The organism is Micromonospora sp. DT231, from assembly GCF_049847025.1.
GTDB lineage: Bacteria > Actinomycetota > Actinomycetes > Mycobacteriales > Micromonosporaceae > Micromonospora.
In genome coordinates this window covers 155,336-180,008 of the sequence record NZ_JBNCNO010000012.1, presented here as the reverse complement: position 1 = coordinate 180,008, position 24,673 = coordinate 155,336, and the positions used below count along the sequence as shown (strand labels likewise).

Sequence of the window (24,673 nt, the reverse complement as noted above, 5' to 3'; positions counted from 1 at the left end):
CATGTCTGAGGTTCTCGTCGTCGTCGAAGCCACGAAGGAATTCGGCGTCAAGAAGGTCACCCTGGAAATGCTCACCCTCGCCCGTGAGCTGGGCACGCCCAGCGCGGTGGTGCTCGGCGGGACTGGCGCCGCCGAGGCGCTGAGCGGCAAGCTGGGCGAGTACGGCGCGGAGAAGATCTACGCCGCCGAGGGTGACGAGATCGACGGCTACCTGGTGGCCCCCAAGGCCACCGTGCTGGCCGAGCTGGTCCGGCGGGTGCAGCCGGTCGCCGTCCTGCTGGCCTCCGCCCAGGAGGGCAAGGAGATCGCCGCCCGGCTCGCCGTCAAGCTGGACAACGGCATCCTGACCGACGTGGTCGGCCTGGACGCCGACGGCACCGCGACCCAGATCGCCTTCGCCGGCTCCGCCATCGTCAAGTCCAAGGTCACCAAGGGCCTGCCGTTGGTCACCGTCCGGCCCAACTCGGTCACCCCCACCCCGGCGGCGGCCACCCCGACGATCGAGCAGCTCACCGTGTCGGTCACCGACGCCGACAAGCTGGCCATGGTCGTCGAGCGGGTCGCCGAGCAGAAGGGCTCCCGGCCCGAGCTGACCGAAGCCGGCGTGGTCGTCTCCGGTGGTCGCGGCGTCGGCAACGCCGACAACTTCAAGCTGGTCGAGGAGCTGGCCGACCTGCTCGGCGGGGCCGTCGGCGCGTCCCGCGCGGCCGTCGACTCCGGCTTCTACCCGCACCAGTTCCAGGTGGGCCAGACCGGCAAGACGGTCTCCCCGCAGCTCTACGTCGCGCTCGGCATCTCCGGTGCCATCCAGCACCGGGCCGGCATGCAGACGTCGAAGACCATCGTCGCGGTCAACAAGGACGGCGAGGCGCCGATCTTTGAGCTGGCCGACTTCGGCGTGGTGGGCGACCTGTTCAAGATCGTCCCGCAGGCCGCCGAGGAGATCCGCAAGCGCAAGTGACCCTGCGACACGACAGTGGCCGCCCCCGATCGGGGCGGCCACTTCTTTTTCGTGGGGAGCTGATCGGCGGGCCGGGGAGCTGAACCGGCCCGCCGATCAGCCCGTCAGGGTGCCCCTCAACAGGCTGTCGCCGGAGTGGCGGGTGTTGTTGTCGTACCGCTCGGCGGAGACGTCGACCACCGAATAGCTGGTGAGGTCGACATTCGGGGGCAGGGGCAGCAGCGCGTCCGAACCGCCACCCAGGGTGCCCACCGAGAACATCTCCATCGTCGTCGGATTGATCAGCCAGACCTCGTAGTACCCCGGGACGCGCGGGAGATTCGCCACGTGCAGATGTAGTTGGCCGTCCCGCAGAACCCGGGCGTCGCCCTTGGCCGCCGGAGGCGTCGACCCGTACGCCGCCAGCGGCGCGCTCGCCACCACCACAGGCGTCGGAGCGGGCGCCGGGTCGTCCGGCCGCAGCACGGAGACCGTACCCAGCACACCGACCGCCGCGGCGGCTGCCGCGGTCACCGCGGTGGCCGCCCAGCGCGACCAGCCGGCGCTCCGACGGGACCGGCGCGCCGAATCCAGCCGGGTGACAGTCGGCTCGGCCACCGAACCGGTGGCCTGCCCGGGGATGTGCCGCGGACGGATCTCGGCCCGCGACGGTTCCGCCGCGCTGACCTGGGCGGCGATGCCCTGCCAGACGTGCTCCGGCGGGTCGGGCAGGTCGGCCAGACCCTGCGTCTCGGTGCCGAGGCCGGCCACCTGCCGCAGGGTCGCCACCTCCGCGCGGCAGAGCGCGCAGGTGCCGAGGTGGGTGCTCTCCCCGTTGTCCGACTCGCTCTCACCGAGCGCCAGAAAGACCAGCCGCTCGTGGTCCAGGTGCTGCACCGTCCACCTCCCATCTGCGTTTCAAGCTCGCCATGCCGCGCCGGATGTGGCTCTTCACGGTGCCCAACGGCACGCCTGTCACTGTGGCTATCTGCTGGTGTGTCAGGTCGTCGTAGAAGGCCAGCTCCAGCATCCGTCGCTGGTCGTCCGGGAGACGAGCCAACTCGTCGGCGATCACCAACCGGTCCACCACGCGGTCCGGGTCCGGGTCGGCGGGTGCCGGCTCCGGCAGTTGCCGGACCGTCTCCACCACCCGGGTCTCCCGCGCCGAGGCGCGCATCCGGTCGATCACCTTGCGCCGGCCGATGCCGAGCAGCCAGCCGATGAGCGATCCCTTGGCCGGGTCGAAGGTGTCCCGGCCCAGCCAGGCGGCGACGAACGTCGCCTGGGTGACGTCCTCGGCGTCGGCGCGGTTGGCCAGCATGGAGGTGGCCAGGTGGAACACGGCCCGACCGTACCTGTCGTACGCCTCGCGCAGCGCCGCGTCGTCACCGGCGCGGAAGCGCGGGTCGAGGTCGTCCACCGGGGGGTCCGGTTCCTCGTGCAGGGCCGTCATCGGGCGGCTCGCCTTCGATGGGGCATGCCCGACTGTAGCTGCCACAGTCTCCGCCCCACTCTCCCGGTCGATGTCATCTCAGCAGCTCTTCGTCTCGCGACCCCGGTTCGGATGCGGGTGGGGCCGAAAAAGAAAAGTGCCTCCGGCCCGCATCCGCGCGTCGGAACGGCGGCGTAACCCGTTCTGCAAGCCAGGCCTGACGAATCAGCACCAATCACCAGGAGGCAGACATGCAGTTCTCGTACCTGCGTCGGGTCGCGGCGGGCGGCGCGGTCGCCGCGCTGGCCTTCGCCGGAGTCGGCGCACTCACCGCCACCCCCGCGTACGCCGCCACGTCGAAGGTTTCCGTCGTGCACGGCATCCCGGACACCCCTGTCGACGTCTACGTCAACGGCAAGAAGACGCTTGAGAACTTCAAGCCCGGTGACGTGGCCGGCCCGCTCAACCTGGAGGAGGGCGACTACGACATCGCGCTCACCAAGCCGGGCGAGCCGATCGGCAGCGCGATTCTCAAGGTCGACGACGCGGCCGTTCCGGGCGGCGCGAACATCAGCATCGCGGCCCACCTCGACGCCGCCGGCCAGCCGAAGATCACCCCGTTCGTGAACGACGTCTCGAAGGTCGACGCCGGCAAGGCCCGGCTGATCGTCCGGCACACCGCGGCCGCACCGGCGGTGGACGTACGCGCCGGCGGCACCCCGGTCTTCAAGGGCCTCACCAACCCGAACGAGGCCAAGGGCGACGTCGACGCGGGCAGCGTCAAGGCCGACGTGGTGCTCGCCGGCACCGACACCGTGGCCATCGGCCCGGCCGACCTCAACCTGAAGGAGGGCACCGCCACGATCGTCTACGCGATCGGCTCCGCCGAGGGCAAGACCCTCGACGTGGTGGCGCAGACCATCACCGGCCTGCACTCCGCCCCGGGCGGCGTGCCGAGCGGTGACGGCGGTCAGGCCGGCACGGGCGTGGACACCTGGTGGTACGTGCTCACCGGTGCCGGCGTACTCCTGCTGCTGGGCGGCGGTGTGCGGATGGCGACCGCGCGGACCGGTCGCAAGTGACGGTGCGCAACCGCGGCGCGCTGGCGGCCCTGGCCGCCGGCGTTGCCGCGCTCACCGTCGCCGCCGTGGTGGCGTGCGGTTCCCAACCGGCGGGGAACGTGGGTGCCGAGGAGGCGACCACCCTGGCCAGCAACCCACCGGCGGACGCCAGCGCGCCGTCGGTGCCGGTCACCGTCGGTGAGCTGCCGGCCGACGCGGGGGTCGTCCCGCCGGTACGGCTGGTGATCCCGGACATCGACGTCACCGCCACCGTCAACGCGGTGGGCATCAACGAGCGGACGAACGAGTTCGAGGTGCCGCCCAGCGTCGACCAGATCGGGTGGTACCGCTACGGGCCCGGCCTGGAGGCAACCGCCGGCTCGGTGGTCATCGCCGGTCATGTGGACAGCGCCACGCAGGGCAGGGGGGCGTTCTTCCGACTCCGCCAACTCGACAGGGGCGACACCCTGACCGCGACCGGCAGCGACGGCACGGCGCGGCGGTACCGGGTCGTCGCCCGGGAGGAGTACGCGAAGACCAGGATTCCGTTGGACCGGTACTTCGCCCGGGACGGCAAACCGCGGCTGACCCTGATCACGTGTGGCGGGCCGTTCGACGCCAAGGCGCGCAAGTACCGCGACAACATCGTTGTCACAGCGGTGCCCGCCTGACCTGGGCCGCCGCCAGGGCCGGGGTGGGAAATCCCACCCCGGCCCCGGTGCCGGGTCCCTCCGCCATCCGGGCGCCGCGGTGTCGGCCGTAGGCTGAACGGCGATGGCTTACCTGGATCACGCGGCGACGACTCCGATGCTCGACGAGGCACTGGAGGCGTACGTCGCTACCGCCCGCGAGGTCGGCAACGCGTCCTCCCTGCACGCGGCGGGTCGTCGTGCCCGCCGCCGGGTCGAGGAGTCCCGCGAGAAGGTCGCCGCGGTGCTGGGCGCCCGGCCGTCCGAGGTGATCTTCACGGGTGGCGGCACGGAGAGCGACAACCTCGCGGTCAAGGGCATCTTCTGGGCCCGCCGGGGAGCCGCCCCGGACCGCCGTCGGGTGGTCTCCAGCGCCGTCGAGCACCACGCGGTGCTCGACGCTGTCGACTGGCTCGTCGAACACGAGGGGGCCGAGGTCGGCTGGCTGCCGGTGGACGCCGCCGGTCGGTTCGACCCGGAGGACCTGCGCGCCGAGCTGGCCGAGCACGCCGGCCGGGTGGCCGTGGTCACCGCGATGTGGGCAAACAACGAGGTGGGCACCATCCAGCCGGTCGCCGAGCTGGCCGCCGTCGCGGCCGAGCACGGTGTGCCGTTCCACACCGACGCCATCCAGGCGGTCGGTCAGGTGCCCGTCGACTTCGGCGCCAGCGGCGTCGCCGCGCTGACCGTCACCGGGCACAAGTTGGGCGGCCCGACCGGGGTGGGCGCGCTGCTGCTCGCCCGGGACGTGCCGGCCACGCCACTGCTGCACGGGGGCGGCCAGGAACGTGACATCCGTTCCGGCACCCTGGACACGGCCGGCATCGTGGCCTTCGCGGTCGCCGTCGAGACGGCGGTCAAGGGCCAGCAGGAGTACGCGGCCCGGGTGGCCGCGCTCCGCGACGACCTGATCGAGCGGGTTCGTCGGGCGGTGCCCGAGGTGATCTACAACGGTGACCCGACCGACCGGCTGCCCGGCAACGCGCACTTTTCCTTCCCCGGCTGCGAGGGCGACGCCCTGCTGCTGTTGCTCGACGCCCAGGGCATCGCCTGCTCGACGGGGTCGGCCTGCTCAGCGGGGGTGGCCCAGCCCTCTCACGTGCTGCTGGCGATGGGCGCCGACGACGACCGCGCCCGCTCCTCGCTGCGCTTCTCCCTCGGCCACACGAGCACCCAGGCCGACGTCGACGCCCTGATCGCGGCCCTCCCGGCAGCAGTCGACCGAGCCCGCCGAGCCGCAGCCCTCCGCACCCCCCGCTAGCCGCCCCCACCCCCGCTCTCGCCCTCGCCCCACCCCCACCCCCGTCCCGGGCTCCGCCCCTTCCTTCCGGCGATCTTGCACTTTCGGTTGGCGGTTCGCGTCTTGTGCGGCATATGTCACCGCAGAAAGTGCAAGATCGCGTGGGTGGGGTGGGTGGGTGGGCGTGGGTTCCGGGGTTTTCGGGGGTGGTGGATAGGGTTGTCGTGGGGAACTGGGGTGGGAAGGGGGTTCGCTGGTGAAGGTTCTGGCGGCTATGTCGGGCGGGGTTGACTCGGCCGTGGCGGCGGCGCGGGCGGTGGCGGCCGGGCACGACGTGACGGGCGTACACCTGGCGCTGGCCCGAAATCCACAGACCTATCGGACCGGGGCGCGCGGCTGCTGCACGCTGGAAGACTCCCGGGACGCACGGCGGGCCGCCGACGTGATCGGCATCCCGTTCTACGTGTGGGACATGGCCGACCGCTTCCACGAGGACGTGGTGGACGACTTCGTCGCCGAGTACGCCGCCGGGCGCACGCCGAACCCCTGCCTGCGATGCAACGAGAAGATCAAGTTCGCGGCGGTGCTGGACCGGGCGGTGGCCCTGGGCTTCGACGCGGTGGTCACCGGGCACCACGCCCGGCTCGGCGCGGACGGGCTGCTGCGGCGCAGTGTCGACATCGCCAAGGACCAGTCGTACGTGCTGGCCGTGCTCACCCGCGAGCAACTGGACCGGTCGATCTTCCCGTTGGGCGACTCGACGAAGGCGCAGGTGCGCGCCGAGGCCGCCGAGCGTGGCCTGGCCGTGGCCGACAAGCCGGACTCGCACGACATCTGCTTCATCGCCGACGGCGACACCCGGGGCTTCCTTGCCGGTCGGCTCGGCGAGGCGCCCGGCGACGTGGTGGACGCCAGCACCGGCGCGGTGGTCGGCAGTCACAGCGGCGCGTACGCGTACACGGTGGGGCAGCGACGCGGGCTGCACCTGGACCGGCCGGCCCCGGACGGCCGCCCGCGTTACGTGCTCTCCATCACGCCGAAGACCAACACGGTGACCGTCGGCCCCGCCGAGGCGCTGGAGGTGTCCGAGGTCCGCGCCGTTCGTCCGGTCTGGACCGGCGGCGCACGCCCGGACGCGCCTGTCGAGTGCGAGGTGCAACTGCGTGCGCACGGCGACGTGGTGCCGGCGACCGTCGCCCTCGACGGCGACCTGCTGCACGCTGAGCTGCGCCGGCCGGTACGCGGTGTCGCCGCCGGTCAGGCAGTGGTCGCGTACCGGGCGGATCCGGCCGGCGACGTGGTCCTCGGCTCCGCCACCATCACCGGCTGACCGCACGGCCTGGGTGTCCGCGGGATAGCCTTCGGCCGTGACAGATCAGGCGTGGCCCTGGCCGGCCGGCGCGGCAACCGGAATTGGTTCGCTGCCCGGCACCGACATCGGCGAGGCCCAGCGGGTGGTCCTCGGTGAGCTTCCCGAGCTGCCCCATCTGCCCGAGCTGCCGGCCCGTGGTCCCGGCGCGGACCTGATCGGCCGGTCCGCCGGGCTGCTTGTCGAGCTGCCCGTCGAGGTGTACGCCGGACGGTGGCGGGTCGCCCCGCGCCCGGGCCGCGACCTGCGTCGAGCCCGTGACCTGATGGAACGTGACCTGGACCAGCTCGCCGAGCAGGCCGAGGGGTACGCCGGGCCGATCAAGGTGCAGGCCGCCGGTCCACTGACGCTTGCCGCGTCCGTGGAGTTGCCGATCGGCGGCCGTCTGTTGCGTGACCCCGGCGCGGTCCGTGATCTGACCGGCTCCCTCGCCGAAGGGCTGCGCGCCCACGTCGCGGCGGTGACCCGGCGGCTGCCCCGGGCGTCGGTGCTGCTCCAACTCGACGAGCCGTCGCTGCCGACCGTGCTGGCCGGGCGGGTGCCGACCGAGAGCGGGCTGGGCGCGTACCGGGCTGTCGACTCGGTGGACGCGGCCGCGCTGCTGCGCACGATCGTCGACGCGGTGGGCGTACCGACGCTTGTGCACTGCTGCGCCCCGGACGTGCCGCTGGAGCTGATCCGCTCCACCGGCGCCGTCGCGGTCGCCCTCGACCTGGACCTGGTCACCAAGCTGGACCCGCTCGGCGAGGCGCTCGACGCCGGCCTCGGGTTGTTGGCCGGGGCCGCGCCGACCCGACCGCCGTCGGCCGGTGGCGCGCCGACCTCCGCGCAGATCGCCGATCGGGTACGCCAGGTCTGGGACCGTCTGGGCTTTCCCCGTCGGCAGCTCGCCGAGCAGGTGGTGGTCACCCCGGCCTGCGGGCTCGCCGGTGCCACCCCGGAGTACGCAAGGGCGGTGCTCGCCGCGTGCCGGGACGCCGGCCGGCGGCTCGCCGAGGTGTGAGGTTTCCTGTCGTACCCGGTGGGCAGGATGACGGTCATGATTGGACAGCTGCGTTCAGTGGTGATCGACTGCCCGGATCCGCGGGCGCTGGCGACGTTCTACGCCGAGTTGCTCGGGGTGCCTCTCGCCGAGGGTGAGACGGAAGACGACTGGGTGGTGCTGGGCGGTCCGCCCGGTCACCAACCTCGTCTCGCCTTCCAGCAGGCGCTCAACCTGCGCCCTCCGGTCTGGCCGGATCCGGAGCGCCCTCAGCAGTTCCACCTGGACGTGACGGTGGACGACATCGAGAGCGCGGAGAAGGCGGCACTCGCGCTCGGTGCGCGGCGGCTGCCGGGCGAGGGCGAGGGTTTCCGGGTCTACGCCGACCCGGCCGGCCATCCGTTCTGCCTCTGCTGGGACTGAGTCGGACGGGGGTTGCGGCGGCCGGGCATCATGGCCGCCGTGATGCCCATCCCCGCGCTGCGCGCCTCCGGTTCGCTCTTCGGCCTCGCCTACGGTGACGCCCTCGGCAAGCCCACCGAGTTCCTGACCGTCGCCGAGATCGAACACCGGTACGGCCCGACCGGCCCACGTGAGCTGTCCGGCGAGCCGGCGCTCGTCACCGACGACACCCAGATGGCACTCGCGGTGGGCTGGGCGCTGCACGACGCGCCCGCACTCACCCCGGAGGTGGTGGAGCCGCTGCTGCGGCGGCGCTTCCTGGCCTGGGCGGTCAGCCCGGACAACAACCGCGCCCCGGGCATGACCTGCCTGCGTGCCTGCGCGGAGTTGAGCCGTGGGCTGCGCTGGCAGGAGGCGACCGTGGCCGGGTCGAAGGGGTGCGGTGCCAACATGCGGGTCACCCCTGTTGGCCTGCTCAACGTGGACCCGGACACGATGGCCGGGTTGGCGCAGTTGCAGGCCGGGATGACCCACGGCCACCCGACCGGGCTGGCCGCCAGCGAGCTGACCGCGTACGCGGTCTTCGCGCTACGCGCCGGCGCCACGTTGCCCGAGCTACCCGCGATCCTCACCGAGCGGGCGCGGTCCCAGCGCCTGGTCTACCGGGAGCAGTGGCTGGGTGATCTTTGGCAGCGCCCGGGGGTCGGGACGCCGGAGGCGTTCATCGCCCGAGGCTGGGACGAGTGCCTGGCGGTGCTGGGCCGACTGACGGATGCTCTGCGCCTGCCGGACGACGGCGGCGACCCGTGCCGGGCCACCGGGGAGGGCTGGATTGCCGAGGAGGCGCTGGCCACCGCGCTGCTCTGCGCCGTACGGCACGCCGACGACCCGGTGGCGGCCCTGTCCCGGGGCGCGACCACCGCCGGCGACTCCGACTCGATCGCGGCCCTGGCCGGCGCTTTCGTGGGCGCGGCCGCCGGCATGGCCGCCTGGCCGACCGGGTGGATCGACCGCATCGAGTACGCCGACCAACTCGCCACCCTCGGCGCCGCCTGGGACTGATCGCCCTCCCCGCCCGGCCCGCCCGGCCCGCCCTCCCCGCCCGGCCTGGCCGGCCCTGGCCTGGGCTGGCCTGGCCTGGCCTGGGCTGGCCTGGCCTGGCCTGGCCTGGCCTGGGCTGGGCTGGCCTGGGCTGGGCTGGTCCGGCCCGCCGGCATGATCGACTCGGCTTCCTGAAAGTTGGGGTGTCCGAGGGGCTGGGATGCCGCGGTTTCCGGGGACCCGAGTGGATCAGCGCCCGGCGCGGCCCCGACGAGGGCCGGTACGGTCGGCGTCCGGTCCGACCAGGGTCAGGGGGTGGGCAGGTGACGCAGGCTGCGGACCTTGCGCCACAGGTCGGCGTCGCAGCGGCCGGCGTGGTCGGCGAAGGCGGCCGAGCTGAGTCGGATCGGCTCGGTCAGGCTGAGATAGCTGTCGTGCTCCGCGCCGGGGTCCCAGTCCAGGGTGGGGATCCGTACGTGGTCGTCCCGGTCGCTCTTGTCCTGACTGGTGATCTTCAGGACGTCCGCGCCCCGGGAGTCCGTTCGCAGCACCAGGCAGGGCCGCACCTTCGAGCCACTGCCGTCGGCGTACGGCACGTCTGCCCACCAGATCTCTCCGGGTGCCGGGGTGTCGTGCCGGTCGGTGTCGCGTGAGCGGGTCTTGGTGGCCGGCCGGTCGGTGCCGCGCGGTCGGGGCGGCGCGGGACGACGGCCACCGGTACGGGCCGTGGCGCCGCGGTCCCCTCGGGTGCCCGAGGGGCGGGTCGAGACCCGGTGCCGCCAGCTGTTCCATGCCCAACCCGCGGCAACTGCCAGCAGGATCGCCGCCGCCCAGAGCAGTGCCTCGCGCATCGCGTTACCTCCTGCCCACCGACGGACGCATCCCCGCCGCCTGCCCACCGGCGGGTACTCCCGCCTCGTGCCTGTCGGCGGAGTTTCTCCGCCACGTGCCTGTCAGCGGACGTATTCCGCCCTCACCGCGGCCCACCGGCCGCACCGTCCGGCGATCCTCGCACGTCGCCGCCCGGGCCGCCCGCCAACCACACCGCAACCGCCCCACCACCCCACCACCCCACCACCCGACCACCCCACCGCCCGACTGCCCGCCCGACTGCCCGCCCGACTGCCCGCCCGACTGCCCGCCCGACTGCCCGCCCGACTGCCCGCCCGGCTGCCCGACCGACTGCCCGACCGGCCCGCGGCACCCCTTGATCACCTGATGCTGAGTAGTTGGATCGGCCTGTCGAGAACTGCTGAGCATTAAGTGATCATGGATCGCGGCGGAGAGGAACGTCGCGGCGAGCGCGGGCGGGCGAGCGAGCGCGGGCGAGCGCGGCGGGCGGGCGGGCGGGCGACGGATTGTCCCACCGGCCCGATACCGTGCCGGAGTAGCGTGATCAGGGGAGGTCGCAGGCGTGTCCGAAGGTGGCGGTGTGTCCGAGGAGCAGATCGGTCAGCAGGTCAGCCCGGCGCAGGAGGCGGCGGCCGGGGCTGAGCCGACGCCGCAGGCCCGGGAGCGGCATGCCACGCTCAGTCAGGAGTTGACCGAGCATCAGTACCGCTACTACGTGCTGGACGCGCCGACGATTCCCGACGCCGACTTCGACCGGCAGTTGCGCGAGCTGGAGGCACTGGAGGCGGAGTTCCCGGCGTTGCGGACGCCCGATTCACCCACCCAACGTGTGGGCGGCACGTTCTCCACCGACTTCACCCCGGTCACCCACGCCGAACGGATGCTCTCGCTCGACAACGCCTTCGCCGACGAGGAGTTGGCCGCCTGGGCCGAGCGGGTCGAGCGGGACGCGGGCGGCCCGGCGCCCTACCTGTGCGAGCTGAAGGTCGACGGGTTGGCCATCAACCTGACCTACGAGAAGGGCAGGCTGGTCCGGGCCGCCACCCGGGGCGACGGCCGCACCGGTGAGGACGTCACCGCCAACGTGCGCAGCATCCGGGGCGTGCCCGGCCAGCTCACCCCGTCCGCCGAATTCCCGGACATTCCCGAGCTGGTCGAGGTTCGGGGCGAGATCTACTTCCCGGTCGCCGCGTTCGCCGATCTCAACGCCGGCCTGGTGGAGCAGGGCCGCGCGCCCTTCGCCAACCCCCGCAACGCCGCGGCGGGCAGCCTTCGGCAGAAGGATCCGCGGGTCACCGCCTCCCGGCCGCTGCGCCTGGTGGTGCATGGCATCGGCGCCCGCCGGGGGTTCCAGCCCACCGCACAGTCCGAGTCGTACGCGGCGCTCAGGTCCTGGGGGTTGCCGACCAGCGACCGCTGGCGGGTCGTTCCCGACCTGGCCGGCGTCGTGGAATACATCGGCTACTACGCCGAGCACCGGCACGACGTCGAGCACGAGATCGACGGGGTGGTGGTCAAGGTCGACCCGGTCTCCATCCAGGGCCGGCTGGGCTCGACCAGCCGTGCGCCCCGGTGGGCGATCGCCTTCAAGTACCCGCCGGAGGAGGTCACCACCAAGCTTCTCGACATCGACGTCAACGTGGGGCGGACCGGGCGGGTGACCCCGTTCGCCGTGCTGGAGCCGGTGCGGGTGGCCGGCTCCACCGTCGCGCTCGCGACCCTGCACAACGCGCGTGAGGTCGAGCGCAAGGGCGTGCTGATCGGTGACACGGTGGTGCTGCGCAAGGCCGGTGACGTGATTCCCGAGGTTCTGGGCCCGGTGGTCGACATGCGTCCCGCCGACGCCCGGCCGTTCGTCATGCCGACCACCTGCCCGGCCTGCGGCACTCCGCTCGCGCCGTCGAAGGAGGGCGACATCGACATCCGTTGCCCCAACACCCGCAGCTGCCCGGCCCAGCTACGCGAGCGGGTTTTCCACCTTGCCGGCCGCGGCGCCTTCGACATCGAGGCGCTCGGCTACAAGGGGGCGGCGGCCCTGCTGGACGCGGAGGTCATCGCGGACGAGGGCGATCTGTTCCAGCTCGATGCCGAGCAGCTGTCCCGGTCCCCGTTCTTCGTCAACAAGGACGGCAGCCTGGGCAGCAACGCCAGCAAGTTGCTGGACAATCTGGCGGTCGCCAGGGAACGGGACCTGTGGCGGGTGCTGGTGGCGCTCTCCATCCGGCACGTCGGTCCGACCGCGGCCCAGGCGCTCGCCCGGCACTTCCGCTCGATGGACGCCATCGACGCGGCCACCGAGGAGGAGCTGTCCTCGGTCGACGGGGTCGGGCCGACCATCGCGGCGAGCCTCCGGGAGTGGTTCGCGGTGGACTGGCATCGCGAGGTCGTCCGCAAGTGGGCCGACGCTGGCGTACGGATGGCGGAGGAGGCGGGCGACGAAGGGCCGCGCCCGTTGGAGGGGTTGACCGTGGTGGTGACCGGCACGCTCGCCGGTTTCTCCCGGGACCAGGCCGCCGAGGCCGTCCAGAGCCGGGGTGGCAAGGTCAGCGGGTCGGTCTCCAAGAAGACGAGCTTCGTGGTGGTGGGGGACAACCCGGGGTCCAAGGCCGACAAGGCGGCCAGTCTCAAGGTGCCGGTGCTCGACGAGGCCGGGTTCCAACTCCTGCTGGACGCCGGCCCGGACGCCGCACGGGAGGTCGCTCAACCGGGCGGCTGACCGGGTGGGCGGTGCCGCGCGACGACTGGTCACGTATACCAACTTAATTACGACTACGACCGATTCGTGACTGTCCTACCGGGAAACCGGGGCCCGAGGGCGTTTCATTGGGTCACGGCGTGCGCACCGGCACGCCGACGGTCGGTCGGGAGGTGTGGTGGAGGTCGCCGACCCACGCAACTCGCTGCCCCCGGGACGGGTGGCACCGTTCGCTGCCTTCGTCGTCGGCATCCTGGTGGTGGCCACGGCGACCGCCGCCGTTCCACTCGCGACGCTTCCCGACGAGGTGTCCCGGCTGCCGGTGGCGTTCTGGACGATGGCCGCGCTCGCCGTGATCTGCGACGCCCGCCCGTTCGTCCCGCCGGGGCGCCGGCAGACCTCGGCGGTGTTCCCCTCCACCTGCTTCACCTTCGCGATCCTGCTCGGTTGGGGCCTCGGCCCGGCGGTGCTGGTGCAGGCGGTGGGGGTGGTCGTCTCGGGTTGGCGGATGCGGCACGCGCCGTGGCGGACGGCGTTCAACGTCGGGCAGTACGCGTGTGCCCTCGCCGCCGCGTACGGCGTGATCCTGCTCGGGCCGGGCACCATCTTCTCCGGCGGGCGGTTGCACTGGACCGACGTGGCCGCCGTCGCCGGGGCGACGCTGGCGTGGTTCGTCGTCAACTACGGGCTGGTCAGCTGGGCGGTGCGACTGCGCTTCGGCGACCGGTGGTGGCCCACCCTGCGGCAGGGGCTCGGCTTCGAGTTGCTCTCCACCGGCTCGCTACTGCTGCTCGCCCCGGTGCTGGTCGCGGCGGCGCGGGTCAGCGCGGCGCTGATTCCGCTGGTGCTGGTGCCGCTGTTCGCCGTCTACCGGATGGCGCGGCTGACCGTCGAACAGCAGCACCTCGCCGCCGCCGACCCGCTCACCGGCCTGCCCAACCGCAAGGCCCTGCTGACCGAGGTGGCCGAGCAGGTACACGTGCATGCCGACCGGACGGCTCGGGGCGAACCCGACGGTCAGTTGGCGCTGCTGTTGATCGACCTGGACCGCTTCAAGAACGTGAACGACGCCCTCGGGCACGCCGTGGGCGACCGGCTGCTGGTCGAGGTGAGCGCGCGGCTCACCGACGTCCGGCCCCGACCGAAGATGATCGCCCGGCTCGGCGGCGACGAGTTCGCCATCGTGATGACCGGGCTGACCGACGTCGGTCAGGCGCGGGAGTTGGCCGACCAGGTGGTCGAGGCGCTGGCCGAGCCGGTGCCGCTCGACGGGCTTCCGTTGGACGTGGGCGGGTCGATCGGGATCGCCCTCTTCCCCGAGCATGGCGAGGACTTCGCCACTCTGATGCGCCACGCCGACGTCGCGATGTACGACGCCAAGCACCGCAACGACACGGTGGCCGTCTACGCCCCCGAGTCCGACCACAACTCCGCCGAGCGCCTCGGCCTCCTCGCCGACCTGCGTCGGGTGCTGGAATCCGGCCCGCCGGTCGACGGGTTTTTCGACGCCGAGCGGGCTGGTCACAGCCACCTCGGGGGATCGCCGGACCAGGAAGACCGGGCCACCCACGCCGACCAGGCCGACCGGGGAGACGGGCGGGGTCGGGACGGCGTGTCGGGTGAGGTGGCCGGTACGGAGCGGGTGGTCGGCGTACCCCTCGACGCGGCGGCCGAGGTGCGCGGCGGTGACGGGGCGGCGCTGCCGACCGGGGCGGCGGCCGAGGCCGCGCCACACGCGGACCCGGCGCCGGCGATCGCGACGGCGCCCCGGTCCGGTGGCCGGTGGTGGGGACGCCGTCGGCGCGACGACGCCGCGCTGCTGCACGCCGACGAGCTGATCAACCAGATCGCCACCGGTGCCGACCCGATCCGGGGCCGCAACACCCGTGCCGCGGTCACCGGAGCCCGGCCGGGTCGGGAGCGACGCGCCGGGCTCGGAAACGGCCGTCGGTCGCCGAACGGAGGGGCGGTCGCCGCGCTGGGCAACGGTGACCTCGGGCCACGGCGGGGCATCGGGTCGGACGCACCGGGGCGACCGCTCGAAGCGACGGGGTGGGCGCACGCGGACGACGGGCCGGCCGACGACGCCGGGGAAATCACCATGTATTACCAGCCGCAGATTGCCATCGCGACCGGCGAGGTGGTCGGTGTCGAGGCCCTGCTGCGGTGGCGACACCCGCGGCGGGGCATGGTCGACCCGGAGGAACTCATCCGGGTCGCCGAGCAGAGCGCCGTCATGCGGCTGCTCACCCGGCGGGTGGTCGACGACGTGGTCGGGCAACTCGCCAGGTGGTCGGCGGCCGGCATCGGCCTGCGCGCGGCGCTCAACGTCAGTGTGCGGGATCTGCACACCGGCGAGATCGCCGACCAGATCGCCGACCGGCTGGCCCGGTCCGGGGTGCCGGCCGAGCGGCTACAGGTGGAGATCACCGAGGGCGCGTTGATGGCCGACCCGCGCCGGGTGCTGGCGACCATCTCCCAGTTGCACCGGATCGGGGTGGGCATCGCGCTCGACGACTTCGGCACCGGCTACTCGTCATTGCAGCACCTGCGCAGACTGCCGCTGTCCGAGGTGAAGGTGGACCGGTCGTTCGTACTCGGCATGGCCGACGACGCCGACGACGCGGCGATCGTCCGGTCGATGATCGAGTTGGCCGGCGCTCTGGGGTTGCGGGTGGTGGCCGAGGGCGTCGAGGACGAGCGGACCTGGCGGATGCTGCACGCCGCCGGTTGCGACGCGGCGCAGGGTTGGTTCTACGCCCGACCCATGCCCGCCGCGGAGCTGGTCACCTGGCTGGCCCGGTACCGGCCGGTGCGCCCCACCGGTGGGCACCCGCAGCCGGAGAGCGCGCGCCGCCCCACCCGCTGACCCGAGGCCGCCGGAGGGGGAGTCCGGGGACGCGGCACCGGAGCGGAACAATAGACTCGCTCCGGTCACCGCGCGTCACGCTCCAGTCGTCGCGCGGCCGGCACACCGCCCGACCAGCAGGACATCAGAAGGGGGCACGGATGGCCGCCATCTCCCGCGAGGAGGTCGCGCACCTGGCGCGCCTGTCGCGGCTCGCCGTCACCGAGGAGGAGCTGGACACGTTCGCCGGTCAGCTCGACGTGATCCTCCAGGCGGTCGCCCAGGTCGGCGAGGTCGCCGCCGCGGACATTCCGCCGACCTCGCACTCGGTGCCGTTGACGAACATCTTCCGCGAGGACGTGGTCACGCCGTGCCTGACCCCGCAGGAGGCGCTGTCGGGCGCGCCCGATGCCGAGGACCAGCGGTTCCGCGTGCCGCGGATCCTGACCGAGGATGTGGCCTCATGAGCGAGCGTCAGCGAGCGAATCGGCAGTGCAGCGCCGTGGTGCCTCATGGCGTCGCGGAGCGAAGCGGAGTGACGGCATGAGCGAGCGTCAGCGAGCGAATCGGCAGTGCAGCGCCGTGGTGCCTCATGGCGTCGCGGAGCGAAGCGGAGTGACGGCATGAGCGAGCGTCAGCGAGCGAATCAGCAGTGCAGCGCCGTGGTGCCTCATGGCGTCGCGGAGCGAAGCGGAGTGACGGCATGAGCGATCTGACCAGAATGACGGCGACGGAGATCGCCACGCTTGTCGCCGGCGGTGAGACCTCCGCCGTCGAGGTGACGCAGGCGCACCTGGACCGGATCGCCGCGGTCGACGACCGGGTGCACGCCTTCCTGCACGTTGACAGTGACGGCGCGCTCGCCGCGGCCCGCGCGGTGGACGAGCGTCGAGCCGCCGGCGAGGAGTTGGGCCCTCTCGCGGGTGTGCCGGTCGCGGTGAAGGACGTGCTCGCCACCCGGGGTGTGCCGACCACCGTCGGCTCCAAGATCCTGGAGGGCTGGCGTCCGCCGTACGACGCGACGATCGTGCAGCGGCTGCGTGCCGCCGGCACGGTGATGCTCGGCAAGACCAACATGGACGAGTTCGCGATGGGCTCCTCCACCGAATACTCGGCGTACGGGCCGACGCACAACCCGTGGGACCTGGACCGGATCCCGGGTGGTTCGGGTGGCGGCAGCGCCGCCGCGCTGGCCGCGTACGAGGCGCCGCTGGCGATCGGCTCGGACACCGGCGGCTCGATCCGCCAGCCTGGCGCGGTCACCGGCACCGTGGGCGCGAAGCCCACCTACGGCGGCACCTCCCGTTACGGGCTGGTCGCCTTCTCCTCGTCGCTGGACACCCCCGGCCCGTGTGCCCGTACGGTGCTCGACGCGGCCCTGTTGCACCAGGTGATCGGTGGGCACGACCCGCGGGACTCCACCTCGATCCCGCAGCCGGTGCCGGACGTGGTGGCGGCGGCGAAGCTCGGGGCGACAGGCGACCTGACCGGCGTGCGACTCGGCATCGTGAGCGAGTTCGTCGGCGAGGGTGCCGAGCCGGGCGTGATGGCCGCGTTCCGCGAGTCGGTGGACGCGTTGACCAAGATGGGCGCCGAGGTCGTGGAGGTCTCCTGCCCGACGTTCGCGTACGCGCTGCCGGCGTACTACCTGATCGCTCCGAGCGAGTGCTCCTCCAACCTGGCCCGGTTCGACGGCGTCCGGTTCGGCCTGCGGGTCGGCGACGACGGCAACCGGTCGCTGGAGGAGGTCATGTCGTTGACCCGGGAGGCCGGTTTCGGCCCGGAGGTCAAGCGCCGCATCATGGTCGGCACGTACGCGCTGTCGTCGGGTTACTACGACGCGTACTACGGGCAGGCGCAGAAGGTCCGGACGCTCATCACCCGCGACTTCACCGCCGCGTTCGAGCGGGTCGACGCGTTGATCTCGCCGACCACCCCGTCGGTGGCGTTCCCGATCGGCGCGCGCACCGCCGACCCGTACCAGATGTACCTGGCCGACCTGTACACGATCCCGACCAACCTGTACGGCGGGCCGGGCATCTCGGTGCCCTGTGGCCTCTCCGAAGGGCTGCCGGTCGGCCTGCAGGTGATGGCCCCGACGATGGCCGACGACCGGATGTACCGGGTCGCCGCCGCGTTGGAGTCCGCCGTCGGCACGTTCACGCCGCCGGCGCTGTAGGACGGGTGTCACCGCATCGGCGCCGGGGGACGTGTCCCTCGGCGCCGATCGCGCGTTCGGGTAGGTGGGGTGCCGATCAGGGCCGGTTCGGCGGCTCGGCGAGGTAGCGGCGGGCCTCCCGCAGACCACGCCAGCGATACCAGGCGGAACCACCCCAGAGCAGGATCAGCAGGACGGCCAGGACGCGGGTGAACGGGCGGTCCGCGCTCACCAGGGCCAGTAGTTGGGTGAGGACGCCCACCGCGAACAGCCACAGCAGCCAGCGTTGACTGATCCGGGTTCGGGCCTCCCTGCGCGCCAGCGCGTCCAGGCGGGGATCGTCGGTGGAGCCGTCGCGTAGTGCCTGCGCGATCCGCCGGCTCGTCGTCGGATCGGCACCGGCCGTCCGGGGCAGCCGGCTGAGCAGCCGGCGGCCGAAGACGAGGGCGACGACCGCGCCGACAAGCGACGGGATCAGGATCATCGCGAACGCCGCGAGCAGATTGTCGGCGTCCATCCGGCCGTCGCCGACAAGCGCGGCCGCGCCCAGCACGCTGGCGCCGACCACGACGAGCGCGGCGACCGCGTAGGTGCTGCGGCGGTCCGGCCCCTGCGTGACCGGCTCGTCCGGGGCTGTCCGTTCCTCGGTGGTCACCGCCGCCCCCGATCCGCACGCCGCCGGTTGAGCAGGTGCACCAGGGCGTACGCGATCGCCACCGCCACCACCCCGGGCATCGCCATACCGAGCACCAACGCGACCGGCGAGTCCGGGTTCCGGTCCTCTCCGGCGGCGAACCAGGTGATCAGGGTGACCACGACGGCCACCGCCCACACCGCGACCACCGCGAGGATCACCGGCCGGGCCGACGCCGGGCGTGCCGGCCTCACGACCTGTCCCGGCTGCGGCTGCGCGAGTCCGCCCACCTGCCCAGCCGCGACGCGGCGGGCCACACCAGGAACGGGATGGCGAGCATGAGCACCAGGAACAGAAGGTCTCCCGGCGTCCGCTCACCGCCGGCGGCACGCCAGAGGACGAGCGTCACCACCCACGCGGCCAGCACCGCCAGCAGGAACACCATGGTCTTGGGCCGACGCCCCGGCGCGGCCTGGTTGATGGATCGATCGTTCCCCGTATTCGTCATGGTCGACGGATACCCGGGTGTCGCCGCGGACACACCCGGCCTTTGGCGATCGCCGGTGGGTCGGTAAACCCGGGCGAACCGTGATCGGACAACCCCACTAGGCTGGACCGGTTCTGTCCGGATCGCGCCTGGAGCGTCTCATGACCACGACACTGCCCGCGTACGACGAGGTCGTCGCGCGCTTCGAACCGGTGATCGGCCTGGAGACCCACGTCGAGCTGGGCACGAACACCAAGATGTTCTGTGGTTGCCCGACCGATTTCGGTGGCGAGCCGAACACCCGGGTCTGCCCGGTGTGCCTGGGCCTGCCCGGTTCGCTGCCGGTGGCCAACAAGGCGGCCATCGAGGCGATCATCCGGATCGGCCTGGCGTTGAACTGCTCGATCGCCGAGTGGTGCCGGTTCGCCCGGAAGAACTACTTCTACCCGGACATGCCGAAGAACTTCCAGATCAGCCAGTACGACGAGCCGATCTGTGTCGACGGTTACCTGGACGTCGAGGTGGGCGGCGAGACGGTGCGGATCGAGATCGAGCGGGTGCACCTCGAGGAGGACACCGGCAAGACGCTGCACGTCGGCGGCGCCACCGGCCGCATCCACGGCGCGACGGAGTCGCTCGTCGACTACAACCGGGCCGGCATCCCGCTCGTCGAGATCGTCACCAAGCCGATCACGGGCACCGGTGCGCTCGCCCCCGACGTGGCCAAGGCGTACGTCGCCGAGCTGCGCGACGTGATCCGTACCCTCGGCGTCTCCGACGTGCGGATGGAGGAGGGTTCGCTGCGCTGCGACGTGAACACCTCGCTCAACCTGCCGGGCGCGGAGTGGGGCACCCGCACCGAGACGAAGAACGTCAACTCGCTGCGGTCGGTGGAGCGGGCGGTCCGCTCGGAGATGCTGCGCCAGGCGTCGGTGCTCGACGCGGGCGGCCGGATCACCCAGGAGACGCGCCACTTCCACGAGGACACCGGTGACACCACCCCGGGGCGCTCGAAGGAGACGGCCACCGACTACAGGTACTTCCCGGAGCCCGACCTGGTGCCGATCGCACCGGACCCGGCCTGGGTCGCCGAGCTGAAGGCCGCCCTGCCGGAGCTGCCCCGGGTGCACAGGCGTCGGCTCCAGGAGCAGTGGGGCCTCTCCGACCTGGACATGCAGTCGGTGTTGAACGCCGGCGCGGTCGAGCTGATCGAGGCCACCGTGGCGGCGGGCACCACCCCGGCGGCGGCCCGCAAGTGGTGGCTGGGTGAGCTGTCCCGCCGGGCCAACGAGAGCGGCGTGGAGCTGGCCGAGATCGGCGCCACCCCCGCCCAGGTCGCCGAGCTGCAGGGGCTTGTCGACGCCGGCAAGCTCAACGACAAGATGGCCCGTACGGTGCTGGAGGGCGTGGTCGACGGTGAGGGCTCGCCCACCGAGATCATGACCAGCCGGGGCCTGGAGGTCGTGTCGGACACCGGCGCGCTGACCGCCGCCGTGGACGAGGCGATCGCCGCCAACCCCGGCATCGCCGACAAGATCCGCAGTGGCAAGGTCGCGGCGGTCGGCGCGCTCGTCGGCGCGGTCATGAAGACCACCCGGGGTCAGGCCGACGCGAAGACCCTGCGTGAGCTGATCCTGGAGCGCCTCGGCGTCCAGGGCTGACCGGCACACCCGAAACAGGCCGCCCGGCGGCCTGCCGCCACCCCCTGTCCGCGTCTGCGGCCACCCCGCACGAGGGCGTCAACGGCGACGCCCGAATGGAGCCACCGTGACCCAGCACGACCTCGATGTCCTCGACGAGATCCAGCGGCGGGTGCTCTGGCTCGCCACCCGGATCGTGGACGCCGCCAACCACGATCGGGCCACCGGCGACGGTGTGAAGGTCGGCGGCCACCAGGCGTCCAGCGCCTCCCTGGTCACGGCGATGACCGCTCTGTGGTTCGCGCACCTGGACGCCGAGGACCGGGTCGCCGTCAAGCCGCACGCGTCCCCGGTGTTCCACGCCATCCAGTACCTGCTCGGCAACCTGGACCGCTCCTACCTGCCCCGGCTGCGGGCCCGCGGCGGCCTCCAGTCGTACCCGTCGCGCACCAAGGACCCCGACGAGGTGGACTTCTCCACCGGCTCGGTCGGCCTGGGCGCGGCGGCGCCGCTCTTCGCCGCCGCCACCCGGCGGTACGTCGACGCGCACTTCGGTGCCCGACCGCACTCTCGGTTCGTGGCGCTGATCGGCGACGCCGAGCTGGACGAGGGCAACATCTGGGAGGCGGTGGCCGACCCGGCGACCACCGGGCTGGGCAACGTCATGTGGCTCGTCGACTTCAACCGGCAGTCGCTGGACCGGGTGGTTCCCGGCATCCGGATCAACCAGTGGCGCGGCCAGTTCGAAGCGGCCGGCTGGCACGTCGTGGAGGTCAAGTACGGCCGTCGGCTCGCCGAGGCGTACGCCCGGCCGGGTGGCGAGGCGCTGCGCGACTGGATCGATGCGATGCCCAACGAGCAGTACCAGTCGCTGTTCGGGTTGACCGGCCCGGTGCTGCGCAAGCAGTTCCTGGACGGCGCCCCGGCCGGCATCGACGAGCTGATCGCCCACGTCAGCGACGAGGAGCTGAGCCCGCTCGTCACCGACCTGGGCGGTCACGACCTGTCCGCCATGCTCGACGCGTACGCCCAGTGCGACGCGGTCACCGACCGTCCCAGCGTCGTCTTCGCGTACACGGTGAAGGGTTGGGGGTTGCCCATCGCCGGCAATCCGCGCAACCATTCCGCGCTGCTCAGCTCGGAGCAGGTCGACACGCTGCGGGCCGCGCAGGGGTTGACCGCCGAGACCGAGTGGGACCGCCTGGACCCGGCGTCACCGGCCGGCATCCGGGCCGGCGCCCGCCGGGAGGCGCTGTCCCGCGCGCCCCGCGAGCGCGCGCTGGGGGTCACCGTCCCGGAAAGCACCGGAGTACGCGCAACCAAGTCGATCTCCACGCAGGAGGTCTTCGGTCGGGTGTTGGTCGACCTGGCGCGACACCGGGAGGTGGGCCGCTACCTGGTCACCACCGCCCCGGACGTGGCCACCTCCACCAACCTCGCCGGGTTCATCAACAAGACCGGGGTGTTCGCACCCACCGAGCAGCGTTCCTGGACCGAGGACCGGATGCTGCGCTGGACCGAGAGCCCCGCCGGGCAGCACATCGAGCTGGGCATCTCGGAGATGAACCTGTTCCTGCTGCTCGGTCAGCTCGGCCTGTCCTGGGACCTGTCCGGGCAGCCGCTGCTGCCGGTGGGCACCGTCTACGACCCGTTCGTGCTGCGCGGCCTGGACGCGTTCCTGTACGGCACCTACTCCGGCTCCCGGTTCGTGGTGGCCGGCACCCCGTCCGGCATCACCCTGGCCCCGGAGGGCGGCGCCCACCAGTCCACGATCACCGCGTCGGTGGGCCTGGAGCTGCCCGGGGTGACCTTCGTCGAGCCGGCGTACGCGACCAGCCTGGACTGGCTGCTCTGCGACGCGCTGGGGCAGATCGCCGGTGGGTCGACACCGGCGGCCACCGCCGCGCCCGCCGAGGACGGCGCGTACTACTTCCGGTTGAGCACGCGACCGCTGGACCAGGCGCCGTTCGAGGCGGCCCGGACCCGGCTCGGTGACGCGGTGCTGCGTCGACAGGTGGTCGCCGGGGCGTACCGGCTTGTCGACGCGCACCAGGCGTACCCGCATCTGGTCGACGCCCCGGTGGTGCAACTGGCCGCCTCCGGCGCGGTGCTGCCCGAGGTGCTGGCCGCCGCCGCGGAGCTGGCCGACGAGGGCATCGCCGCGCACGTGGTGGACGTGACCAGCCTCGACCGGCTCTACCGGGCCTGGCAGCGCACCCTGCGCCAGGGCGTACGGACGGCCACCGTGCCCAGCGTGCCGGGCGCGCTGCGGTCCGCGTTCGCCGATCGGGTGCCGGTGGTGACAGTGCACGACGCCGCGTCGCACGCGATGGCCTGGCTCGGGTCGGCCGTCGGCGCGCCGGCGGTGCCGCTCGGCGTGGACGAGTTCGGCCAGTCCGGCACCGTCGCCGAGCTGTACGACCTGCACGACCTGCTGCCCGGCAGCATCGTCAACGCCGCCCTCGCCGCCATCGCCCTGCGCTGACCCGGCCGCGCCGGCGCAGTGGTGCCATGCCGGCGGCGTGGGGCCAGGATCAGCCGGTCGGGCTCGGGGTCGGGCTTTGCAGCGGGTTGGGTGACTCCGGCGCGCCACCGGTCGGCGTCGGGGTGACCGACGCCTGCGTGCCCTGCGCCGGATCGGCCACCACGTGCCGTTCCAGGTTGACCTGGGACTGACCGGTGCCGCCCACGGTGATGTCGTCGTACGCCTGGAGCATCTTCTGCTGGTCGAAGTAGAGAACCGTCATCGTCAGCGGAGTCGGTTTCTCGCCCTCCAGGCCGCGCAGGCCGGCGCCGCCGGTGGAGCCCTCGACCATCAGCGCGGTGGGCTGCTGGCCGGGCGCCTGGGGCAACCGGGACACCTGCCGCGCGTGGGTGTGCCCGGCCAGCACCAGCGGGCAGGTGCCGGCGAGCGGCCCGGCCGACGCCGGGTCGTGCACCAGCGCGATGTTCACCGGCTGGGGCGAGCGGCGCACCGTGGTCGCGAGCTGCTCGCCCGCGTCGATCACCTGGTCGGCGACCTGGGGGGTCAGGCCGCTGCCGGCGGGTGAGGTGTTCTTGTCCGGGGTGAAGCGGGGGTCGCCGATGCCGGCGATGGTCAGCCCGCCGACCGTGGTCGTCGAGTTGTTCAACACGATCGCGTTCGGCTGACGGGCGACGGCTGCGGCGGTCTTGCCGGAGTCGTGGTTGCCCCGGATGAACACGTACGGCTTCTTGAGCAGGCCGATCGAGCCGACGAAGGAGGCCTCCGGCTCGCTGCCCCAGTCGGTGATGTCACCGGTGTCGATCACCACGTCGATGCCGAACTGCTCCACCACCGTCCGGATCAGTTGCCAGCCGGTCGGGTTGAGGTGCATGTCGGAGACGTGCAGCACCCGCGTGGTCCCCGGGGTCGGCTCCAGCAGCGGAAGCGCCGAGACGGTGGTGTAGAGCTGGCTGACGTTGCCGACCAGACGTTGCAGCTGCTCGGCGTACTTGGTGTAGTCGTTGGCGATCCGGCGCGCGTCGCCGACGATGGCCGGCGCGTTGACGAGCAGCCCCTCGTAGCGTGGCTCCTCGATCGCCTGGGGACGGACGGTGGCCGCCGCCGTGCCGAGGCTCCCGGCGGTGACAAGCAGCGCGAGGCCACCCGCCCAGGCGGTCCGCCGGACGTTGCGGAAGATCAGCCCGGCCAGGATCAGGGTGACGAGCACCGACGCGCCGAGGGCCCGCAGGCCGAGCCGCATCACACCGGAGCGGACGTCCTCCACGGCGCTCTGGCTGGCCCGGCTGATGCTGGCCGGGTCGTCGATCAGCGCCTCGGTGCGGCCCTGGTCGAGCGCGCCCAGCCGCACGGTGAGGTGGGTCGGCCCGTCGTGGCTGTCGAGCAGCAACGCGCCGAGCGGCGGGATGTCGACGGTGGTGCCGCCGTCGCGGGCGGGGGAGATGCTGAGGTTGGCCCGGAACGGCCCGATGTCGGTGTCGACCTGACCGCCGGCCAGCACCCCGAGCACCGCCCCGGCCAGGGCCACGGCGAGGACGGCGACGATCAGCCCGACGCGGCGCAGCGGGCCGCCGGGGCCGACGAGCGAACGCGTGGGGCGTGGCGGATCGCCGTCGGTCACCGGGGTGTCCCGGTCCCCGGCGTCGTCGTGCTGCTCGTCGCGCTGCCCGTCCATGCTGAAATTCTGACCTGCCCGTCGGAAGATCTTGGTAAACCTGAAC

21 protein-coding genes are annotated in these 24,673 nt (G+C 72.6%); 14 read left to right on the top strand and 7 right to left on the bottom strand.

Annotated features, from left to right (window positions below):
- Nucleotide 1 precedes the first annotated feature (1 nt).
- Nucleotides 2-961, top strand: coding sequence for an electron transfer flavoprotein subunit alpha/FixB family protein (locus ACPXBU_RS26730; protein ID WP_425760162.1), 960 nt, complete (start codon nucleotides 2-4; stop codon nucleotides 959-961).
- A gap of 96 nt (nucleotides 962-1,057) precedes the next feature.
- On the opposite strand, the gene ACPXBU_RS26725 is transcribed toward ACPXBU_RS26730, so the two are convergent.
- Both ACPXBU_RS26725 and ACPXBU_RS26720 read right to left on the bottom strand, forming a co-directional pair.
- On the bottom strand, nucleotides 1,058-1,837 hold the full coding sequence (locus ACPXBU_RS26725; RefSeq protein ID WP_425760161.1) for an anti-sigma factor: 780 nt from the start codon (nucleotides 1,835-1,837) through the stop codon (nucleotides 1,058-1,060).
- Nucleotides 1,791-2,393: an RNA polymerase sigma factor gene (locus tag ACPXBU_RS26720; protein WP_393372676.1), complete on the bottom strand. Its 603-nt coding sequence runs from the start codon at nucleotides 2,391-2,393 to the stop codon at nucleotides 1,791-1,793. The genes ACPXBU_RS26725 and ACPXBU_RS26720 overlap by 47 nt, the downstream gene beginning before the upstream one ends.
- Nucleotides 2,394-2,623: 230 nt before the next feature.
- Here ACPXBU_RS26720 and ACPXBU_RS26715 point away from each other — a divergent pair, with 230 nt between their 5' ends.
- The 7 genes from ACPXBU_RS26715 (at nucleotide 2,624) to ACPXBU_RS26685 (ending at nucleotide 9,177) form a co-directional block, all read left to right on the top strand.
- Nucleotides 2,624-3,454 (top strand): DUF4397 domain-containing protein, encoded by an 831-nt coding sequence (locus ACPXBU_RS26715; protein ID WP_393372678.1) that lies wholly within the window; start codon nucleotides 2,624-2,626, stop codon nucleotides 3,452-3,454.
- Complete coding sequence (locus ACPXBU_RS26710) at nucleotides 3,451-4,104, top strand: class F sortase (protein WP_425760160.1); 654 nt, start codon at nucleotides 3,451-3,453, stop codon at nucleotides 4,102-4,104. Before ACPXBU_RS26715 ends, ACPXBU_RS26710 begins: the two co-directional genes overlap by 4 nt.
- A 103-nt stretch (nucleotides 4,105-4,207) precedes the next feature.
- Nucleotides 4,208-5,383 carry a cysteine desulfurase family protein gene (locus ACPXBU_RS26705; protein WP_425760159.1) on the top strand — a complete coding sequence of 392 codons (1,176 nt, stop codon included), beginning with the start codon at nucleotides 4,208-4,210 and terminating at the stop codon, nucleotides 5,381-5,383.
- Nucleotides 5,384-5,618: 235 nt separating this feature from the next.
- Nucleotides 5,619-6,692 (top strand): tRNA 2-thiouridine(34) synthase MnmA, encoded by a 1,074-nt coding sequence (mnmA, locus tag ACPXBU_RS26700; protein ID WP_425760157.1) that lies wholly within the window; start codon nucleotides 5,619-5,621, stop codon nucleotides 6,690-6,692.
- A gap of 37 nt (nucleotides 6,693-6,729) precedes the next feature.
- Nucleotides 6,730-7,734, top strand: a complete 1,005-nt coding sequence (locus ACPXBU_RS26695; RefSeq protein WP_393372688.1) for a methionine synthase — start codon at nucleotides 6,730-6,732, stop codon at nucleotides 7,732-7,734.
- Between the two features lie 36 nt (nucleotides 7,735-7,770).
- Nucleotides 7,771-8,136, top strand: coding sequence for a VOC family protein (locus ACPXBU_RS26690; protein WP_393372690.1), 366 nt, complete (start codon nucleotides 7,771-7,773; stop codon nucleotides 8,134-8,136).
- 42 nt (nucleotides 8,137-8,178) lie between these two features.
- A complete protein-coding gene (locus tag ACPXBU_RS26685) occupies nucleotides 8,179-9,177 on the top strand; it encodes an ADP-ribosylglycohydrolase family protein (protein WP_425760223.1) in 999 nt (332 codons plus the stop codon).
- Nucleotides 9,178-9,464: 287 nt separating this feature from the next.
- Here ACPXBU_RS26685 and ACPXBU_RS26680 read toward each other — a convergent pair whose 3' ends face one another.
- Nucleotides 9,465-10,007 (bottom strand): type II toxin-antitoxin system PemK/MazF family toxin, encoded by a 543-nt coding sequence (locus ACPXBU_RS26680; RefSeq protein ID WP_425760156.1) that lies wholly within the window; start codon nucleotides 10,005-10,007, stop codon nucleotides 9,465-9,467.
- A 581-nt stretch (nucleotides 10,008-10,588) separates the two neighbouring features.
- Between ACPXBU_RS26680 and ligA the strand changes: the two genes are divergently transcribed.
- From ligA to gatA, 4 genes are all read left to right on the top strand, one after another.
- Nucleotides 10,589-12,724: an NAD-dependent DNA ligase LigA gene (gene ligA / locus ACPXBU_RS26675; RefSeq protein WP_425760155.1), complete on the top strand. Its 2,136-nt coding sequence runs from the start codon at nucleotides 10,589-10,591 to the stop codon at nucleotides 12,722-12,724.
- A 157-nt stretch (nucleotides 12,725-12,881) separates the two neighbouring features.
- Nucleotides 12,882-15,572 (top strand): putative bifunctional diguanylate cyclase/phosphodiesterase, encoded by a 2,691-nt coding sequence (locus ACPXBU_RS26670; RefSeq protein ID WP_425760154.1) that lies wholly within the window; start codon nucleotides 12,882-12,884, stop codon nucleotides 15,570-15,572.
- A gap of 140 nt (nucleotides 15,573-15,712) precedes the next feature.
- Nucleotides 15,713-16,018 (top strand): Asp-tRNA(Asn)/Glu-tRNA(Gln) amidotransferase subunit GatC, encoded by a 306-nt coding sequence (gene gatC, locus ACPXBU_RS26665; RefSeq protein WP_007456314.1) that lies wholly within the window; start codon nucleotides 15,713-15,715, stop codon nucleotides 16,016-16,018.
- A 236-nt stretch (nucleotides 16,019-16,254) separates the two neighbouring features.
- Nucleotides 16,255-17,730, top strand: coding sequence for an Asp-tRNA(Asn)/Glu-tRNA(Gln) amidotransferase subunit GatA (gene gatA, locus ACPXBU_RS26660; RefSeq protein WP_425760153.1), 1,476 nt, complete (start codon nucleotides 16,255-16,257; stop codon nucleotides 17,728-17,730).
- A gap of 76 nt (nucleotides 17,731-17,806) precedes the next feature.
- Here gatA and ACPXBU_RS26655 read toward each other — a convergent pair whose 3' ends face one another.
- From ACPXBU_RS26655 to ACPXBU_RS26645, 3 genes are read right to left on the bottom strand one after another with little or no spacing between them, the layout of a single operon-like run.
- Nucleotides 17,807-18,364: a hypothetical protein gene (locus ACPXBU_RS26655; RefSeq protein ID WP_425760152.1), complete on the bottom strand. Its 558-nt coding sequence runs from the start codon at nucleotides 18,362-18,364 to the stop codon at nucleotides 17,807-17,809.
- Nucleotides 18,361-18,597: a hypothetical protein gene (locus tag ACPXBU_RS26650; protein WP_425760151.1), complete on the bottom strand. Its 237-nt coding sequence runs from the start codon at nucleotides 18,595-18,597 to the stop codon at nucleotides 18,361-18,363. The genes ACPXBU_RS26655 and ACPXBU_RS26650 overlap by 4 nt, the downstream gene beginning before the upstream one ends.
- Nucleotides 18,594-18,851, bottom strand: coding sequence for a hypothetical protein (locus tag ACPXBU_RS26645; protein WP_425760150.1), 258 nt, complete (start codon nucleotides 18,849-18,851; stop codon nucleotides 18,594-18,596). The genes ACPXBU_RS26650 and ACPXBU_RS26645 overlap by 4 nt, the downstream gene beginning before the upstream one ends.
- Nucleotides 18,852-18,991: 140 nt before the next feature.
- On the opposite strand from ACPXBU_RS26645, the gene gatB reads away from it, so the two are divergent.
- Nucleotides 18,992-20,491 carry an Asp-tRNA(Asn)/Glu-tRNA(Gln) amidotransferase subunit GatB gene (gatB, locus tag ACPXBU_RS26640; RefSeq protein WP_238670992.1) on the top strand — a complete coding sequence of 500 codons (1,500 nt, stop codon included), beginning with the start codon at nucleotides 18,992-18,994 and terminating at the stop codon, nucleotides 20,489-20,491.
- A gap of 106 nt (nucleotides 20,492-20,597) precedes the next feature.
- Complete coding sequence (locus ACPXBU_RS26635; RefSeq protein WP_425760149.1) at nucleotides 20,598-22,955, top strand: transketolase-like TK C-terminal-containing protein; 2,358 nt, start codon at nucleotides 20,598-20,600, stop codon at nucleotides 22,953-22,955.
- Nucleotides 22,956-23,004: 49 nt separating this feature from the next.
- Here ACPXBU_RS26635 and ACPXBU_RS26630 read toward each other — a convergent pair whose 3' ends face one another.
- Entirely contained in the window at nucleotides 23,005-24,627 is a 1,623-nt protein-coding gene (locus tag ACPXBU_RS26630) for a metallophosphoesterase (RefSeq protein ID WP_425760148.1), read from the bottom strand.
- Nucleotides 24,628-24,673 lie beyond the last annotated feature (46 nt).

Excerpts from the sequence above, each read along its gene's own strand:
- ACPXBU_RS26730 (WP_425760162.1), top strand. The coding sequence starts at position 2 with ATGTCTGAGGTTCTCGTCGTCGTCGAAGCCACGAAGGAATTCGGCGTC.
- ACPXBU_RS26720 (WP_393372676.1), bottom strand. The coding sequence starts at position 2,393 with ATGACGGCCCTGCACGAGGAACCGGACCCCCCGGTGGACGACCTCGAC.
- ACPXBU_RS26715 (WP_393372678.1), top strand. The coding sequence starts at position 2,624 with ATGCAGTTCTCGTACCTGCGTCGGGTCGCGGCGGGCGGCGCGGTCGCC.
- ACPXBU_RS26705 (WP_425760159.1), top strand. The coding sequence starts at position 4,208 with ATGGCTTACCTGGATCACGCGGCGACGACTCCGATGCTCGACGAGGCA.
- ACPXBU_RS26690 (WP_393372690.1), top strand. The coding sequence starts at position 7,771 with ATGATTGGACAGCTGCGTTCAGTGGTGATCGACTGCCCGGATCCGCGG.
- ACPXBU_RS26685 (WP_425760223.1), top strand. The coding sequence starts at position 8,179 with ATGCCCATCCCCGCGCTGCGCGCCTCCGGTTCGCTCTTCGGCCTCGCC.
- ACPXBU_RS26680 (WP_425760156.1), bottom strand. The coding sequence starts at position 10,007 with ATGCGCGAGGCACTGCTCTGGGCGGCGGCGATCCTGCTGGCAGTTGCC.
- gatC (WP_007456314.1), top strand. The coding sequence starts at position 15,713 with ATGGCCGCCATCTCCCGCGAGGAGGTCGCGCACCTGGCGCGCCTGTCG.
- gatA (WP_425760153.1), top strand. The coding sequence starts at position 16,255 with ATGAGCGATCTGACCAGAATGACGGCGACGGAGATCGCCACGCTTGTC.
- ACPXBU_RS26645 (WP_425760150.1), bottom strand. The coding sequence starts at position 18,851 with ATGACGAATACGGGGAACGATCGATCCATCAACCAGGCCGCGCCGGGG.
- gatB (WP_238670992.1), top strand. The coding sequence starts at position 18,992 with ATGACCACGACACTGCCCGCGTACGACGAGGTCGTCGCGCGCTTCGAA.
- ACPXBU_RS26630 (WP_425760148.1), bottom strand. The coding sequence starts at position 24,627 with ATGGACGGGCAGCGCGACGAGCAGCACGACGACGCCGGGGACCGGGAC.